Annotated in this window: 16 protein-coding genes and 1 pseudogene; 4 read left to right on the forward strand and 13 right to left on the reverse strand. The window is 68.4% G+C overall.

Annotation, left to right across the window (positions count from 1 at the left end; all coding sequences use genetic code 11):
• Positions 1-128 precede the first annotated feature (128 nt).
• Both C6V83_RS16895 and C6V83_RS16900 read right to left on the reverse strand, forming a co-directional pair.
• Entirely contained in the window at positions 129-479 is a 351-nt protein-coding gene (locus tag C6V83_RS16895; RefSeq protein ID WP_105943388.1) for a Fe-S protein, read from the reverse strand.
• Between the two features lie 136 nt (positions 480-615).
• A complete protein-coding gene (locus C6V83_RS16900; protein ID WP_105943389.1) occupies positions 616-2,094 on the reverse strand; it encodes an alpha/beta hydrolase family protein in 1,479 nt (492 codons plus the stop codon).
• A 198-nt stretch (positions 2,095-2,292) separates the two neighbouring features.
• Here C6V83_RS16900 and C6V83_RS16905 point away from each other — a divergent pair, with 198 nt between their 5' ends.
• Complete coding sequence (locus C6V83_RS16905; RefSeq protein ID WP_105943390.1) at positions 2,293-3,165, forward strand: 1,4-dihydroxy-2-naphthoate polyprenyltransferase; 873 nt, start codon at positions 2,293-2,295, stop codon at positions 3,163-3,165.
• 34 nt (positions 3,166-3,199) lie between these two features.
• Positions 3,200-3,949 (forward strand): hypothetical protein, encoded by a 750-nt coding sequence (locus tag C6V83_RS16910; RefSeq protein WP_105943391.1) that lies wholly within the window; start codon positions 3,200-3,202, stop codon positions 3,947-3,949.
• Between the two features lie 41 nt (positions 3,950-3,990).
• Here the strand turns inward: C6V83_RS16910 and C6V83_RS16915 are convergent, their stop codons facing one another.
• The 5 genes and pseudogenes from C6V83_RS16915 to C6V83_RS16935 form a co-directional block, all read right to left on the reverse strand.
• Entirely contained in the window at positions 3,991-4,797 is an 807-nt protein-coding gene (locus tag C6V83_RS16915; RefSeq protein ID WP_105943392.1) for a Clp protease N-terminal domain-containing protein, read from the reverse strand.
• Entirely contained in the window at positions 4,790-5,101 is a 312-nt protein-coding gene (locus tag C6V83_RS16920; RefSeq protein ID WP_234353781.1) for a helix-turn-helix domain-containing protein, read from the reverse strand. The genes C6V83_RS16915 and C6V83_RS16920 overlap by 8 nt, the downstream gene beginning before the upstream one ends.
• Positions 5,102-5,289: 188 nt before the next feature.
• On the reverse strand, positions 5,290-7,815 hold the full coding sequence (locus tag C6V83_RS16925; RefSeq protein WP_105943393.1) for an FtsX-like permease family protein: 2,526 nt from the start codon (positions 7,813-7,815) through the stop codon (positions 5,290-5,292).
• A 227-nt stretch (positions 7,816-8,042) separates the two neighbouring features.
• Positions 8,043-8,672, reverse strand: a pseudogene (locus C6V83_RS16930) (ABC transporter ATP-binding protein); the annotation flags it as partial.
• Between the two features lie 49 nt (positions 8,673-8,721).
• Positions 8,722-9,042 carry a DUF4229 domain-containing protein gene (locus tag C6V83_RS16935; RefSeq protein WP_105943395.1) on the reverse strand — a complete coding sequence of 107 codons (321 nt, stop codon included), beginning with the start codon at positions 9,040-9,042 and terminating at the stop codon, positions 8,722-8,724.
• A 157-nt stretch (positions 9,043-9,199) separates the two neighbouring features.
• Between C6V83_RS16935 and C6V83_RS16940 the strand changes: the two genes are divergently transcribed.
• Together C6V83_RS16940 and C6V83_RS18575 are read left to right on the forward strand one after the other, a co-directional pair.
• Positions 9,200-9,403, forward strand: a complete 204-nt coding sequence (locus C6V83_RS16940; RefSeq protein ID WP_105943396.1) for a BldC family transcriptional regulator — start codon at positions 9,200-9,202, stop codon at positions 9,401-9,403.
• 53 nt (positions 9,404-9,456) lie between these two features.
• Positions 9,457-9,612 (forward strand): hypothetical protein, encoded by a 156-nt coding sequence (locus tag C6V83_RS18575; protein WP_199832544.1) that lies wholly within the window; start codon positions 9,457-9,459, stop codon positions 9,610-9,612.
• A 78-nt stretch (positions 9,613-9,690) separates the two neighbouring features.
• Here C6V83_RS18575 and C6V83_RS16945 read toward each other — a convergent pair whose 3' ends face one another.
• The 6 genes from C6V83_RS16945 to C6V83_RS16970 all read right to left on the reverse strand — a co-directional run bounded on the left by C6V83_RS16945 (position 9,691) and on the right by C6V83_RS16970 (position 15,621).
• A complete protein-coding gene (locus C6V83_RS16945; RefSeq protein WP_105943397.1) occupies positions 9,691-10,539 on the reverse strand; it encodes a 3-hydroxybutyryl-CoA dehydrogenase in 849 nt (282 codons plus the stop codon).
• 224 nt (positions 10,540-10,763) lie between these two features.
• Positions 10,764-11,759, reverse strand: a complete 996-nt coding sequence (gene ccsB, locus C6V83_RS16950) for a c-type cytochrome biogenesis protein CcsB (RefSeq protein WP_105943398.1) — start codon at positions 11,757-11,759, stop codon at positions 10,764-10,766.
• 21 nt (positions 11,760-11,780) lie between these two features.
• On the reverse strand, positions 11,781-13,583 hold the full coding sequence (resB, locus tag C6V83_RS16955) for a cytochrome c biogenesis protein ResB (RefSeq protein ID WP_105943399.1): 1,803 nt from the start codon (positions 13,581-13,583) through the stop codon (positions 11,781-11,783).
• Positions 13,580-14,386, reverse strand: a complete 807-nt coding sequence (locus C6V83_RS16960; RefSeq protein WP_105943400.1) for a cytochrome c biogenesis CcdA family protein — start codon at positions 14,384-14,386, stop codon at positions 13,580-13,582. Before C6V83_RS16960 ends, resB begins: the two co-directional genes overlap by 4 nt.
• A complete protein-coding gene (locus C6V83_RS16965) occupies positions 14,383-14,988 on the reverse strand; it encodes a TlpA family protein disulfide reductase (protein ID WP_234353782.1) in 606 nt (201 codons plus the stop codon). The genes C6V83_RS16960 and C6V83_RS16965 overlap by 4 nt, the downstream gene beginning before the upstream one ends.
• Before the next feature lie 6 nt (positions 14,989-14,994).
• Complete coding sequence (locus tag C6V83_RS16970; protein ID WP_105943401.1) at positions 14,995-15,621, reverse strand: histidine phosphatase family protein; 627 nt, start codon at positions 15,619-15,621, stop codon at positions 14,995-14,997.
• Positions 15,622-15,682 lie beyond the last annotated feature (61 nt).

Consider the following 15,682-nt stretch of genomic DNA (forward strand, 5'->3'; position numbering starts at 1 on the left):
CTGCCGAACCTGATCGCTGGTTGAACAGCTGCCGAGCCGATAGGCGAGGCAGCGTGTCGAAACCGCCGCCCGATCGAGCCCCGTTCTCGACTCCGAGAACGGGGCTCGATCACGTCACCGACCGCGAGTCACCAGATCACGGCGACGCCGCACGCGCCGACCGCGACGGCCACCGCCGCCCAGAACAGCCCGGCCGGCACCGGTTCACCGGTGCGCTTGGCCTTCGCCGCCCCCATGCCGAGCAAGCCGCCCAAGATCACCAGCAAGATCAGCTTGGTACCGATCTTCGGGTAGTTCGGGTCGAAGTCGCCCCACGGGCCGGATAGGAACACTCCGGTGATCAGGGCGACCACCAGACCGACCTGCGCCGTCGTATCGAACTCGTAGCGCTTGTGCAGCGCTGCCAGTGCCAGCGGCCCCAGGATCATCGCGAACCCGATCAGATGAACGACGACTATTACGCTGCGTAGTACTTCCATGCCTACAGCATACGGTTCTTGCCTGTTGAGCCCCGCACAGGTCTCGCAGGCCAAACACCCCGGATGGTGCCACCTGGTGACACTGTCCGGGTGGTCAAGCCGATCAGAGTGCGGCGATCACCCCCGCGAGACGAAGCTAGCCGACCTCGGCCAGTCCGCCGACGGCGGCGACCTCACCGGCTCCGGACGGGTCGCCCACGCTATCCTTCCCGTTCGCCCCGTTCTCCAGGCTCGGCGCGGGATCCGGGTTCGACTCAAGCACGCCACTGTCGTCGCCCTGGACCGCGTGGGTCTCCACATGCTTCCCGTGCCGGGGGACGTACCCGGAACTCTGGTCCTGCGGCTCCACCCAGTCGCCGCTCTGGCCCATGAGCCGATGTTTGCCGGCGACCTCGGCAGTAGGTTCAGACTGCGCCGCGACCGGCTGGTCGAGACTCTGCGTGTGCGTCCCTGTTTCCGCCGTGCCAGTGAGATCGGCCGCCCGGCTATCCGCAGCCGCGACCTTCACGCCGTCGCGAGCGCCCTTCTCGGTGACGTCCTCCATCGGATAGAAGGCCTCGGCGTACGTGTTCCACCGCTCGAGATCCTTCGTGTCGTACTTGATTCCGACTGCGTCGTACAGCAGAGCGTTGAACAGCGCGAGCGGGTGGTACGTGTCGTAGATCGCGTACGTGGTGTTGCCGTCCGCGCTGGTGAGGATCTTCGGCGCGCAGCCCTCATTGCGCACGAGCACGACGCCCTGCTTGTTCTCCGAGCAGTCGAGGTGACCGTAGGGCCCGTCTCCCGGCGAGTGGATGGCCAGGAAGCCGGCCCCGTTGACCAGCAGCGACGAGACCGGCCGGTGCCACTTCCACTGCCAGTCTGCGACCGGGTCGCCCCGCATGATCACCGAGACCACATTCACCTCACCGGTGTCGCCCGGATCCCGGGCGCCGTCGTTGTCGACCCCCAACAGGCCCAGGCCGGGCGTGACCCACAGGTCGCTGAACGGCAGGTCCTTGGCCCAGCCCTTGATGCCCCACGGGCTGCGCGGATCGGACACGAGCAGGATCAGCGTGTTCGGCCCGAGCTCGTCCTTGCCCTGTTCGGCCGCGTTCCCCAGCGCCTCGGCTCCCTGCGAATAGCCGGTGTAGACGACGACGCCGCCGTAGTCCTTCAGCGCCTCCATGACTGCGAGATTGTTCTGCTCGGCTACGGTGCGCGACTTCACGTACCCCGGCGCCAGGAACGGCAGCCCGAGGGCGGCGTCGCTCCGGCCGGCGATGATCGGCCCGAACGATTCCGGGTACTTGATGTAGGCCGCGTCCCGGGTGCCGACGATCCGGTCGATCCTCGGGTGCAACCCGGTGTCGTCCGTCCCCGGCGTGACGATGACGATCGCCGGGCCGGCGTCCTCGTCGATCACCTTCGCCAGGAGATCGTTGGTGGGCGTAGTGCCGGGTGCCCAGGAGCGCAGCACGTCGTCGTCGATCAGGTCCTGGAAGATCTGCTGAACGGCCTCGTTCTGCGGCAGATCCGCAGCGAAGGCCTGGGGCGCGGCGGCGCCGAGGCAGAGGCCGCACGCCAGAGTAGCGGCGGCGAGACGGGTGCGAGTGCTGGTCGACCGAGGGGTCACGCGAGGTCCTTGCTGTCACGGGGCTGGTTCCGGCACCGTCCAGCGATGCTGTCCGTTCCGGCGATGACCCCAGCAGAACATGCCGCTGACCAGGTAGTAAGCATCCAAACGGGTTACTCGCGAGAAATCGTCTCAACGTATGTCACCAGAATTTGGGCCTCCGGAAGCGCCGTCGAGGCGCGGTGGAAAGATGGGCGCGTGGCAACAGTGAGTCAGTGGATCGAGGGCGCGCGGCCGCGCACCCTGCCGAATGCGATCGCCCCCGTCGTCGTCGGCACCGGTGCGGCCGGACACGTGGGCGACATCGTGTGGTGGAAGGCGGCGCTCGCGCTGGTGGTCTCGCTCGCGTTGATCGTCGGAGTCAACTACGCCAACGACTACTCCGACGGGATCCGCGGCACGGACGACGACAGGGTCGGCCCGCTCCGCCTGGTCGGTTCCGGCGCAGCGAGTCCGCGGTCGGTCAAGACCGCGGCCTTCGTCTCGCTCGGCATCGCCGCCGCCGCCGGGATCGTGGTCGCGGTGACCACGGCGTGGTGGCTGCTCGCCGTCGGGGCCGTCTGCATCCTGGGCGCCTGGTTCTACACCGGCGGCAGCCGGCCGTACGGGTACGCCGGCTACGGCGAGGTGGCGGTGTTCCTCTTCTTCGGGCTGATCGCCGTCCTCGGCACCCAGTTCGTGGTGTCCGGCCGGGTCGACGTCACCGGCCTGATGTGCGCGATCGCCGTCGGCTGCTTCTCCAGCGCCGTCCTGGTGGCCAACAATCTGCGTGACATCCCCACCGACACCGAGTCGGGCAAGATCACCCTGGCCGTCCGTCTCGGCGACCGCCGCACCCGCACCCTGTTCGTGCTCTTGATCTTCGTCCCGTTCCTGATCACGATCTGGGTCGGCGCGTTCGCCGACTGGTGGGCGCTGAGCGGCCTGCTCGCACTCCCCCTCGGCATCCTCGCGCTGCGCCCGGTCGTGTCCGGCGCACAGGGCCGCGCCCTGATCCCAACCCTGGCCACCACCGGGTTTGCCATGCTGGTGTGGGCCGTTGCGACGGGTGTGGCGATCGGCTTGAGTTGACGCAGCCCACGGCGACGACAGGGAACCTACGACGATGACCCACAACCAGCGGGTGGAACCCGGCCGGATCAATCATCCCGTCGCGACGGCGATCGGCGTCCTGATCATGATCGGAGTGATCGTCCTCGGCGTCGTCCTGTGGGTGCGCGGTTCGTCCGAAGAGGTTCGTATCGGCGACACCGGGCTCGGCGCACCGGTTCCGGTGGAGGCCGCCGGCGGGCGTGTCACGGCGTACCCGATCGAGACGACGGTCAGCACCTTCAGCGGCGACCCGCTGCGCACGACGACGCTGAAGGTGGAGGTCGTACGCTCGACGGCGATCAAGCCGTGTGCTCCGGTCTTCTTCCCAGAGGTGCAGGTCGACGCGTCGTACACCGCCGCACTTCCGGTCGATCAGGCCACCGGGCTGCCGAGTACGTCGACGTCGTCGTATCCGCTGGACCGCGAGGTGCCCGCCGAGGGTGAGGCGCGGATCTCGTTCACCGTCGGACCGGTGACGCAGTCGGCCGGAACACTGGCGGTGACGGTCGTGCGGCCGATCGTCGTGCTCGCGAACGGCGCCGAGCTCGGGACCCAGTCGATCGCGCTGGCGACGACGCCCGAGATCGTACAGGCGTACATCGACGCCGTGCACCGGCTCAATCCGACCGCACGTCAAGAACAGGATCAGTGCGCGAAGGCCGAACTGGCGAAGATCGACGACGTCCTGAACACGTCATCCCTGGAGAACGAGCCGCTCCGGCGCCTGCGCCAGGTGTACGCGGTGCTCTCCGGCGACGAGTAGGCGCACCGCCGCCGCACCGCGCAGTCAGCACGCTCGGGGCGTCAGGCGTCGGCCGGGACCTCGGGCACGGTGGCCAGCACCGCCTCGCGCAGGGCGTCGACGGTGGTGGCCGACTCGATCAACGCGGTCGATGCGGGATCACCGGTCTCCAGGATCCCCAGGAGCAGATACTCGACCCGGAGCGTGCGGTCGCCGTAGTCCCGCGCGAGGCGGACCGCCGCGGCCAGGGCCTCACGAGTCGACGAGGCCACCCGCGCACGACCGCGACGCCCGCGCGGACCACGCCGACCGCGCCCGCCGTCCCAGGGGCCCTCGCCGTCGCGCGGGTCGAAGCCAGCCCCGAAGCCGGCGGGGCCGAACGCACCCGGCCCGAAGCCTCCTGGACCGAAGCCCTCCGGACCGAACCCTCCGCGCCCACGTCCGTGACCGCGCCGCCGGCCGGGCTCGCCGCATCCGCGGCCACGTCCACGACCGCGGCGGGGCCGCTCACCCCAACCGTCGGCGAGGTCTTCGTCGAATCTGTCGCTGACCGCCTCGCGCACCTTGTCCAGATCGATCCCGATGCTCTTGAGCGCCTCGCGATCTTCTTCGTAGCGGTCGGCCGCCGCAACGGCCTCCGCGTCGTCGAGTTCGGCGGAGTGCTCCTGGTGGTAGTCGCGGACCACCTCCCGCGCGAACTCGAGCCGCAGCCCTTGCGCGTGAAGCAGCGCGAACAGCGGGCTGCGGGCGTTGCCGAGCATGCCGAGGATCAGGTGGTCGTTGCCCAGACCGCGGTGCCCGAGGTCGCGGGCCTCCTGCGTCGCGAACATCATCACGACGCGGTCCTCTGCGTTGAAACGTTCAAACATCGTTTCCGTCCTTTCCGGCCGAGCCGGCCGGGTCGGTACCGCTGGGCGGGGCGTCGGTCGACGCGGCGCTCTCGCGGTACGAGTGTTTCTGATGCACGGCCTGGCGGCTGACCTGCAAGACGTCCGCGACGGCCTGCCAGCTCCACCCGCGCGAGCGGGCGTTGGCGACCTGGACGTCCTCCAGGCGATCGGCGAGGGTTCGCAGCGCCCGTACCGCGGCCAATCCGACCGCGGGGTCACCGCTCGCAGCGGCTCCGGCGACCCGGTCGCCTTCGGACTTTGTCAACTTCTCGTCGTCGTGCATGGTGTCAGGTTATGTTGACATTCAGATCTTTGTCAAGATTTATTGACGGACGGCGCTTTTGGAGACCCGACAACTCGACACCGATCCGGCAGTCGCCGGTTCCGGAATGTCGACTCCACGTCGTTGCCGCCGGGGACGGGCGCGAGAAGGCGGGGATCGGCGGGAGACGGCGGACGGCGAGCTGCCGCCTACTCCGACAGGATCGACTCGGTGATATTCATCCGCGACGCGCGGTAGGCGGGCACCACGGCGCCGAGAAGACACAGTGCGGCCGCGGCGGCGACGTACCCGACCGAAGACCACAGCGGCTGGTAGATGATGTCGATCGAGGTGGTCTCGGCAAGGATCGTGTCGGCGATGTAATGCAGGCCCGAGCCCATCACGATGCCGACCAGCGCGCCGACGGCCGCCACCCCGCCCGCCTCGGCAAGCACCATCCGGGTCACGAAGCGCCGGGATGCGCCCATCGCCCGGAGCACACCGAGTTCTCGGCGGCGTTCGAGCACCGACAGCAGCAGCGTGTTCAGCAGCGCGATGGCGGCGGCCGCCGCGACGATCCACTGGATCGCGACGGTGAACGCCCCCGCCTGCTCGACGGTCTTCTGCGTCGCCTCCAGCGCCACCTGCCCGGTGTAGACGTGCACCGGCCGGTTCCCCGGCCCCGGGTACCGATCGGCGATCGCCGCCAGCTGCCGCTGCACCTCGGCTCGATCAGCCCCCGGCTCGGTGAACACCTGCAGGTAGGTGTCGCCGGGACGGTTGAACCACTCTGCCATCAACGTCGCCGAGATCGCGCCCGTCCCGGAGTCGATGGTCACGTAATTGACGGCGTCCCGCACCACCAGTTCGCGATAGCCGGTCGGCGTCGCGAATCGCAACGTGTCGCCGACTTGCACGCCGAGTGTGCGCGCAAGCACCCGCGACACCAGGATGCCGTCGCCGTCGAGCGTCTGCTGCACCGCCTCCGGCGACGACTTCTTGATGAACGGCGCCGCCGAACCGGGTTCCAGCCCCTGCAGCATGGCGCGCGCCTCGCCGACGTTGACCGCTGCCCATTGACCGCCGATCACCCGCTCCACGCCCGGAATTCGCTGGGCCTGTTCGGCGATCGCCGGATCGAGGATCGGCCCCACCGGGATGTCCTCGGCGCTGCGCGACGACACGTACACGTCCGGATCGGCGAGGCCGTCGAGTGAGTTCGAGATCGATCCGACCATGTTGTTCAGGGCGCCGGACGTGCCGATGCCGACGGCGATCGCCACCCCCACGGTCATCACGGTCGCCCAGACGCGGCGCGGAGCGCGATCGGAGTTGATCGCCGCGAGCTGTCCGGGGCCGCCGAAGCGCCGAGACGCCCACACCACCGCCCGCACCAGCGGCACCGTGATGCCGAAGCAGATCAGCAACGCGCCGACCGAGTACACAGCCCCGGCCAGCAACGCGCCGCGGCCCTCGACCGTCGCGGCCATCGCGAAGGAGCCGGCCAGCACGGCGACCCCACCCACGCCGACCGACCAGAGCAACCTGGACGACGGCGGGTTCGCATCCGATGCTTCTCCCGGGACCATTGCCTCCACCGGCGCCACCGCGAACACCGACCGCGCGGCCAGCGCGGTCGCCGCGACACAGGCGAGCACACAGGCGATCACCGCGATCGGGATCGCGAACACCGGAAGGTGATACTCGACCTGCAACGCCGTCGAGCCGACAGCGCTGGGCAGCTTTCCGACCGCCCAGCGGCCCGCCAGGATCCCGACCGGCACGCCGATCAGGCCGCCGACCAGCCCGAAGACTCCGGCCTCGGCCAAGAGGTCGCCGACCAGATGACGTCGTCGTGCACCGATCGCCCGGATCATCGCGAGCGCCTGCCGCCGCGAGGCGACCGCCATGTTCATCGTGTTGAACACCAGGAACGCCGCGATGATCAGCGACACCATCGACACCAGCAGCGTCGAGTCGCGGGTCACTGCACTGGCGACCTCACTCTGCTTCACCCGGAAGTCCGGATCGACGACGGCCGCGCGCCCGTCGACGACGGCCGCCACCTGGCTCTTCAGCGCCGCGGTCTCGACGCCGTCGTCCGGCACGATCATGATCGAGTCGACCGCCCCGTCGAGGCCGGCGAGGGTCTGTGCCAGGTCCAGGTAGGCGAACAGGAATCGGCCGCCATTGAGGACCTGTGTGTCCGGGCTGTCGACGACGCCGAGCACCCTGACCTCGGCGCCGCCGATCTCGACCGTCTGGCCCTCGCGAAGTCCGGTCGCGGCGCCGACGATCACGCCGTCGCGGAAATCGTCGGGATTCACCTCGCGGTCCGACGACTCCACCGCCGAGCGCAGTTGCGGAGACAGCGACGTGACCCGCATGTCCGAGCCGAGGAGGGTGACCGGCTCGTCGTCGATCAGCACCACCCCGCGCACCAGCGGCACCACCGCCTTGGCGTCGGACACCTCCCGGCGCAGCTCGCCGACCAGCTGGTCTTCGATCCCGCTGTCGGCGATCGCGGCGACCTCCACGGTGGCCGATCCGGAGATGGCCGCGTTGAACTGGCGCACCGTCTCGGTCATCGATCCGTAGGCCCCCAGGACTGCGATCAGCAGCGCGGACGAGACGATCACCACGATCAGGGAGGTGACCACCCGCAGACGATGACTCGCGAGCTCCCGCAGATTCAGGATCCGGACGCGGGTCAGCCCCGCTCCGAGAGCACTCATCTCAGCGGCTCATCTCACTCGGCACGATGCTTGCCGCCGTCGTCGACCCGGGGGATCGGGCCGGTCATCCACGCGGCACCGGGGACCGGCTGCGCGGGCCGTCCGGGTCGTTCCGGAAGACCGGGCAGTCCAGGAAGCCCGGTACCGGATCGTTCGGGATCAGGACGCGTCCGACGGTCCCGACCCCGCGGATCCCGCGCCGGCGAGGCGGCGCCGGCGCTGCCGGGGTCACTGACCTTGCCGTCGCGCACCGTGATGACACGATCGCTGAAGTCTGCGGCGTCGTCGGCGTGGGTCACCATCAGAACCAGGCGATCGGGCTCGTCGTGCGCGACCTCGGCCAGCAGCGCCAGCACGTCGGCGCCGGTCTTGGAGTCGAGGTTGCCGGTGGGCTCGTCGGCGAGCAGGATCTTGGGATCCATGATCAGCGACCGCGCGATCGCGACCCGCTGCATCTGCCCTCCGGACAGCTCTGCGGGCCGGTGGTCGATCCGATTGCCCAGGCCGACGCGTTCCATCAACTCCACGGCGCGGGGTTTGGCCGACTTCAGCGACCGCGAGTCGAGCAGCTTCGGCAACGCCACGTTCTCCCATGCCGAGAGCGTCGGCACCAGGTTGAAGAACTGGAAGATGAAGCCGACCCGGTGGCGGCGGAACTCGGAGGCGGCATCGTCGTCGAGCGCGCCGAGGTCGACTCCGTCCACCACGATCCGCCCGGAGGTCGGCGTGTCCAGGGCACCGAGAATGTGCAGCAGCGTGGACTTGCCCGCGCCGGACGGACCGATCACCGAGACGAACTGGCCGCCGTCCAAGTGCAAGCTGGCGCCGTCGAGGGCCCGGACGCGTTCTTCGCCCATCTGGTACTCGCGGACCAGGTCGGTCGCCTCGACGATCGCCACCCCGCGGCTACTTTCCGTCGCCGCGCAGCCGGGCCTGCAGGTCGTCGCGGCGGGCCGCGCGCTGGGCGTCGTAGACGGCGATCTGCTCGTTCACCTTCAGCCGGATCGACTTGAACAGCACCAGCCCCAGCGGCAGCGCGATCAGCACACCGAAGGCCAGTGCGACCAGGATCGGCACCTTGACGCCGAACAGCAGGGCGACGCCGATGATCACCGCCGCGAATGCGGCGACCAGGCCCATGCGGACCAGGGTGTACAGCGCGATCCAGCCGATCAACGACCCGAGAGTGACCTGCTGTGCCGGGGATCCCACCTGCTCATCCGTCATGGTTGACACCCTACGTCGTCGGTGTGTCGACACCGAAACCGAACCGGACCAGGCGGACATTACCGACCCTTTACCGTTTACTGACCATTCGAGCACCTGCCGGTTCGGGGTGTATGCATGGAATCAGTCCCGCGATACATCCACGACCGGAGGATCGATGACCGTCGCCGAGAACGCACCCATCACGCCCAGCATGGCGCGCCAGCACAACCTGACCCCGGGGCAGGTCGCCGAGATGTTCAACGTGAACCCGAAGACCGTGGCCCGCTGGGCCAGCACCGGGGTGCTCCCCTCGATCCGGACTCCCGGCGGTCACCGCCGGTTCCGCGAAGCAGACGTCATCGCACTGCTCAACCGCTGACACCGCGTCGCAGCCGACGCCGCCGCCCGTCCAAGACGGGTACCGTGGAAGGCATGCTGTACTTCTACGTCGCCATCGTGCTGTTGGCGGTCGGCTTCGTCGTCTGGCGCATCTCGCAGACACCGTCGAACGGCGGGTCGGCTCCCGGCCCCCGCCGGGAGATTCCACGCGGCCCCGACGACGATCCGGATTTTCTGCGCAAACTCTGACGCCTACGACCAAGGGCGCCCTCCTCGCGGAGGGCGCCCTTCGTCGTTGGTGTTCGGTGCTGTCCTACTGCCGAGCGCCTACTTCGAGTAGTCGTAGAAGCCGCGGCCGGTCTTGCGGCCCAGATAGCCGGCGTCGACCATGCGGCGCAGCAGCACCGGCGGCGCGTAGTGCGGCTGCCCGAACTCGGCGAACAGCGACTCCGCGACGGCCAGGCAGATGTCCAGTCCGACCGTGTCGCACAGGCGCAGCGGGCCCATCGGGTGACCGCAGCCGTTGACCATGCCCGCGTCGATGTCCTCGGCCGAGGCGAAGCCCGACTCGTACATGCGGATGGCATTGGTCAGATACGGGATGAGCAGTGCGTTGACGATGAAGCCGGCCTGATCCTTCGACTCGATGGTCGTCTTGCCCAGGGTGTCGGTGGCGTACGCGGCGACCTTGTCGACCACGGCGCGGTCGACCTTCAAAGTGGTGACGATCTCGACCAGCGGCATCACCGGCACCGGGTTGAAGAAGTGCATGCCCAGTACGCGCGCAGGATGCTTGGTGGCGTTGGCCAGTCGGATCACCGGGATCGACGACGTGTTGGTCGCCAAGATCGCATCCTCGCGGATGATCCCGTCGAGCTTGTGGAAGTACTCGAGCTTGAGGGACTCGATCTCCGGCATCGCCTCGATCACCAGGTCGCTGTCGGCGAAGCTGTCGATGTCGGTGGTGACGGTGACGCGGGCCAGCGCGGCGTCCGCATCCTCCTGGCTGAGCTTGCCGGCCTTGACGCCGCGGGCCAGGCTCTTGGCGATGCGCTCCCGGGCGGCGTCGACGGCCTCGGCGCGTTCCAGGACGCGCACGGTCGAACCGGCCTTGGCGACCACTTCGGCGATGCCGGCACCCATGGTGCCGCCGCCGATCACTCCGACGTTCTTCATTCGTTCTCCTTCATGGTGGGGTGCGGGGTATCGATACGTCCTCGCCCTAGCGGGCTCGTCCTACTCGACCATCGAAAAGGGGTGTACCGCGCGGCGGCGATCAGCTGCTGTCTCGAGTCGGTTGTCGAGCGGGCGACGCTCGTCCTGAGCGCGGGGCGGAGCCGGTGACGACGCGCAGTCGAAGGGAAGGGGTCCGAATCGAGACCCGAGGCTCGTCCAACCGCTCACACGCCAGCGTAGGAGTGCAGGCCGGAGATGACCAGGTTGATCACAAACAGGTTGAAGATCACCGTCACGAACCCGGCCACGTTGATCCAGGCGGCCGCGGTGCGCCAGCCGGCCGTTGCGCGAGCGTGCAGGTAGGCGGCATAGATGATCCAGGAGATGAAGCTGACAGTCTCCTTCGGGTCCCAGCCCCAGAAGCGGCCCCACGCCTCCTCAGCCCAGATGGCGCCGCAGATCACGCCGAGACCGAAGAGCGGGAAGGCGAAGACGACGCACTTGTAGGCGACGCGGTCGAGGGTCTCCGAGGACGGCAGCATGTCGGCGGTCGACGGCCAGCGCTCACGCACCAAGAAGAGCATGCTCAGCACACCCGACACGACCATGACACCCGAAGCGATCGAGATCACCGAGACGTGGATCACCAGCCAGTACGACTTCAGCGCCGGAACCACCGGAGCGGCGTGGGTGTACAGCCACTTGCCGCCGGCGAACATCATGATGATTACCACGAACAGCACGAAGCTCATCAGGGGCCGCTGCGCCGGCTTACGCAGTGCGACCAGTGCTCCGGCGACACCCGCCGCGCAGGTCAGCGAGATGAACTCGTACATGTTGCCCCACGGGGCGCGATCGGTCGCCAGCCCGCGCAGAACGATCGAGGCGACGTGCGCGACCAGACCCAGGATCACCACCGGGTACGCCGATGCGCTGAGCACCGCGGCCCGATTCCGGCGCGGGGCTGGCGGCGGGCCGCTGATCTTGCCCGGGGTCCGATCCCCGGCCGACGGCACCGCCCTCGTGGGGGCCGCCGTGGCACCGACCAGTTCGCGAGCCTGTTTGTCGCTGTCGGCGAGGTCCCCGACGTAGGCTTTGGCCTTCGCGCCCATCGCAAGCGCGGTGAACAGCAACACCGCCGCCAGCGAGTAGACCCCGATCGAGGTCACGTACAGCAAGTCGGAGTAGCGACCCAGCGTCTCATTGACGTAGGTACCCATTTCCGTTTCCACTCTTGACTCCTACAACTTCCCGGGCTTCGCGCGTCCACCCTCGACCAGCAGACCGCGGGCCTGCTCGTCGAATCCTTCGCCCCAGCCGGCCTGATCGGTGCGAGCCAGGCCGGCAACTTCTACTACAGTACGTCGCTGCTCCGGAGCGGGCTCCGGACCGGTCCTTTCGACCGAGCTCAAGGAGCTGCCCGACCCTTCGACGGAGCTCAACGAACTGTCCGACCCTTCGACCGAGCTCGAGGAACTGGTCGTCGGGACCAGGCGCACCCAGATCCTGCGTCGTCGCACCAGCATCGACACCAGCAGTCCGACCATCATGACGATTGCCGAGACCAGCACCCAATTCTGCGCTGGATCATGGCTGACCTGGACCGACGCCCAGCGCTTGTACCCGTCGAAGGAGACGACGGTGCCGTCCGGGAGCGTAGTGCTCTGTCCGACGTCCAGGTTCACCGAGGCCTTCCGGACCAGACGGTTCTGTTCGATCAGCGACCGGTCGAGGGTGTAGACGCTCTGCGCGCGACCGGTGTCCAGGCCGGCATCGCCGACGTACACGCGGATCGCCACCGCCGGATCGTCGACGATCGCCGACTGCGACAGGAGCAGCGTCGCGTGGTAGGTGGGATCCGGCGCGAAAAGGCCGTCGATCGCGATCTGATGCTTGCGTCGCTCGTCCTCGTCCGGATACATCCCGGCCGGGGTGTCGAACCGCAGCGCACCTTCGGACAGCATGGTCGCGGTGTCCTGGGGCAGGAACGGCGCGGTCTGCGTCCGCTTCTCACCGTTCGGGAAGGTCACCGTGAAGGTCGGCGCGAACCCATTGCCCAGCACGTAGATCCGGTCCCCCGCGATCCGCAGCGGATCGTTGACCCGGATGGTGCCCTTGCTCCACTCACTCTCGGGCCGGCTCACGTCGGTGGTGTAGGAGACTTGCGAGGTGTACATCTCGGGCTGTCCGTTGGGCAGGAAGGTCGCGGTGAACTCGTCGACGGTGATGCAGAACGGCGAGAGGTCGGTGCCGTCGACCATCGCGCCCGAGCGGAAGCTGTCGTAGACGGCCGTGGAGGTATTGCACAGCACCTGGTCGTCGCCGGCCACCAGCGTGCGGGTGCCCTCGTAACCGAACAGCTTGCCGATCGCGATAGTCACCAGCAGGGCCACCAGCGCCAGGTGGAAGACCAGGTTTCCGACCTCGCGGAGATAACCCTTCTCCGCGGAGATCTCGATCACCGCGCCGTCGGCGTTCTGCCCGCTCGCTCCGCTCCCGGCGCGGGCGGGATGCGCCTTGGAAGGTTCGACGACCCGTGTCTTGGTGCGCCAGCCGCGCAGATTCGTCCTGACCCGCTCGGCGATCTCCTCGGGCGTCCCGTCGACCGTCACACAGAGATGCCTGGGCAGACGCTTCAGATTGCGCGGCGCCTTGACCGGCTCGGCGCGCAGCTGCTGGACGAACTCCCAGCAGCGCGGCGTGATGCAGCCGATCAGCGATACGAACAGCAGCACGTAGATCGCGGTGAACCAGGTCGACGAGAACACCTCGAACAGCTGGAACCGATCCATCCACTGGCCGAGCGTGCCGCGGTCGGCGATGTAGCGCGCGGTCTTGCCCTCGTTCAGCTCGCGCTGCGGCAGCAGCGCACCCGGGATCGCCGCCAGCGCGAGCAGGAAGAGCAGCGCCAGCGCCGTTCGCATCGAGGTCAGCTCGTGCCATGCCTTGCGCATCGGGTCGAGCACCCGGCGGCGCAGTGCGCTGCGCTGCGGCGGCGCCGGCCGCGGAGCAGCGGGCGAGGCGGGCGTGGCGGTCGAGGTCATATCGGCAGCTCCATGTCGAACACGAACTTCATCCGGATCCAATCGACGATGTCGTTCCACCAGCCGAACAGCAGCAAGACGCCGACGGCGAGCATGAAGACCCCGCCGATCACCTGGATCACGCGCGCGTTGCGCCGCAGGAAGGCCAGACCGCCCACAGCCCACGCCGATCCGACGGCGAGAATCACGAAGGGCAGACCGAGGCCGAGGCAGTAGGCGATCACCATCAGGGACCCGCGGAAGGCATCAGAGCCCTCGGTACCGCTCGCGGTGATCAGCACGACACTCAGCGTCGCGCTGGTGCACGGGATCCAGCCGACCGCGAACACTGCGCCCAGCACCGGCGCACCGAGCCAGTTGGAGAGCTTGAGCGGCAGCGGGATACGCAGTTCACCGGTGCGGATGGTGCCCAGGAAGATCAGGCCCATCAAGATCACTACGACGCCGCCGATCCGCTGGATCAACAGCATGCGGTCTTCGTCGTACAGGGCCCCGGTGAGCCCGAAGAAAGCCACGGTCATCAAGGTGTAGACGACGGTGAAGCCGAGCACGAACAACAAGGCGGCGCCGAACACCCGCATCCGGCCGTTGCGCTGCGGCTCGCCCGGCCGGACGGCGGGGGCCTCCGCACCGACCAGTCCGGCCAGGTACGAGAGGTACCCGGGCACCAGGGGCACCACGCACGGCGAGGCGAACGAGATCAGCCCCACCAACATGCACACGCCGAACGCGAGCAACAGCGGTCCGGACAGGGCGGTGTCCTGAAACCACTCGGCGCTGCTCGCCAACGGCATGGAGGTCATCGCGCGGCGTCGCCCTCGGCGAGTACACGGTCGACGGCCTCGGTGAGCTCGGACTCGGTGATCGCCTTCAGATAGACGACGGCGGGGCGCAGCTGCCGGTCCAGGATCACCGTGGTGGGCACCGCGCCGACGGGCACTCCCAGCGCCTTCAGGTTGCGGCCGCCGTAGTCGTAGAGCGACGGGAAGGTGAGCCCGCGGTCCCGGGCGAAATCCTGTGCGGCGCTCCGATTGTCGCGGAAGTTGATGCCGACCATCTGCACACCCTCGGCCTTCTTGGCCTGGAACACCTGCTCCAGTTCGGTGGCTTCCCGGCGGCACGGCGGGCACCACGACGCCCACACGTTCACCACCACGACCTTGCCCTTGTAGTCGGCGAGGTCGACGGTGCCGTCGCCGAACAACGACTCACCCGACACCGTTCCGATGGGCTTGCGGTCGCCGATCGGATACTCGATGACGGTCTTGCCGCCGGGCGCGACGATCTCATTGCCCTGGCCCTGCACCACGGCATCGTCGCCGCCGCTGCAGCCGGCGAGGAACACGGCACCGACGACGGCGCACAGCAGCACCGCCGCCAGTCGACGGACGACGAAGAAGGTCACCTCAATTCACGCTCCGGTGATCCTTGGGTCGGTGGCCCCGGCCGGCTCCGAGTACACGATGTCGACCAGCTCGTCGCCGTCGTAGATCAGACTGGTCAACGAGGCCAGCGAGCACTGCCGGACGCGGGGATCGTGCCAGAGACGACGGCCCTCCAGGAAGCGGCGCAGCGTGTAGACGGGCAGCTGGTGGCTGACACACACCACCTCGTGACCGGGCGCGGTGTCGCGGGCCTTGTTGGCCGCTCCGAGCATGCGATGCGCGATCTGGATGTACGGTTCGCCCCACGACGGAGTGAACGGGTCCCGGAGTTTGGCCCAGTGCCGGGGCTTGGACAGCACACCGTCGCCCATCGAGACCACGAGGCCCTCGAACTGGTTGTCGGCCTCGATGAGGTCGTCGTTGGTCAGGATGTCCAGGTCGTGCGCCGCTGCGACGGGCACGGCCGTCTCCTGCGCCCGCTGCAACGGAGAGGCGTACACGGCGGCGATGTCGTGGTCGGCGAGTGCGTCGGCGACAGTCTGCGCCTGTGCGCGGCCCGTCTCGGAAAGCCGAAAGCCTGGGAGACGGCCGTACAGGATCCCGTCCGGGTTGTAGACCTCGCCGTGGCGCAGCAGGTGGACGATCGTCTTCATTTCACTCCCCCACTCACTCGTTGAGCTCGTCGAAAGGTCATTTCGCTCCCCGAGCTCCGCA

This window comes from Gordonia iterans, from assembly GCF_002993285.1.
Lineage (GTDB): Bacteria > Actinomycetota > Actinomycetes > Mycobacteriales > Mycobacteriaceae > Gordonia > Gordonia iterans.

Bases quoted from the DNA above. Each gene is read 5' to 3' on its own strand.
- C6V83_RS16910 (WP_105943391.1), top strand. From the start codon at position 3,200: ATGACCCACAACCAGCGGGTGGAACCCGGCCGGATCAATCATCCCGTC.
- C6V83_RS16970 (WP_105943401.1), bottom strand. From the start codon at position 15,621: ATGAAGACGATCGTCCACCTGCTGCGCCACGGCGAGGTCTACAACCCG.
- C6V83_RS16895 (WP_105943388.1), bottom strand. From the start codon at position 479: ATGGAAGTACTACGCAGCGTAATAGTCGTCGTTCATCTGATCGGGTTC.
- C6V83_RS18575 (WP_199832544.1), top strand. From the start codon at position 9,457: ATGCTGTACTTCTACGTCGCCATCGTGCTGTTGGCGGTCGGCTTCGTC.
- C6V83_RS16920 (WP_234353781.1), bottom strand. From the start codon at position 5,101: ATGCACGACGACGAGAAGTTGACAAAGTCCGAAGGCGACCGGGTCGCC.
- C6V83_RS16925 (WP_105943393.1), bottom strand. From the start codon at position 7,815: ATGAGTGCTCTCGGAGCGGGGCTGACCCGCGTCCGGATCCTGAATCTG.
- ccsB (WP_105943398.1), bottom strand. From the start codon at position 11,759: ATGGGTACCTACGTCAATGAGACGCTGGGTCGCTACTCCGACTTGCTG.
- C6V83_RS16940 (WP_105943396.1), top strand. From the start codon at position 9,200: ATGACCGTCGCCGAGAACGCACCCATCACGCCCAGCATGGCGCGCCAG.
- C6V83_RS16935 (WP_105943395.1), bottom strand. From the start codon at position 9,042: ATGACGGATGAGCAGGTGGGATCCCCGGCACAGCAGGTCACTCTCGGG.
- resB (WP_105943399.1), bottom strand. From the start codon at position 13,583: ATGACCTCGACCGCCACGCCCGCCTCGCCCGCTGCTCCGCGGCCGGCG.
- C6V83_RS16915 (WP_105943392.1), bottom strand. From the start codon at position 4,797: ATGTTTGAACGTTTCAACGCAGAGGACCGCGTCGTGATGATGTTCGCG.
- C6V83_RS16960 (WP_105943400.1), bottom strand. From the start codon at position 14,386: ATGACCTCCATGCCGTTGGCGAGCAGCGCCGAGTGGTTTCAGGACACC.
- C6V83_RS16945 (WP_105943397.1), bottom strand. From the start codon at position 10,539: ATGAAGAACGTCGGAGTGATCGGCGGCGGCACCATGGGTGCCGGCATC.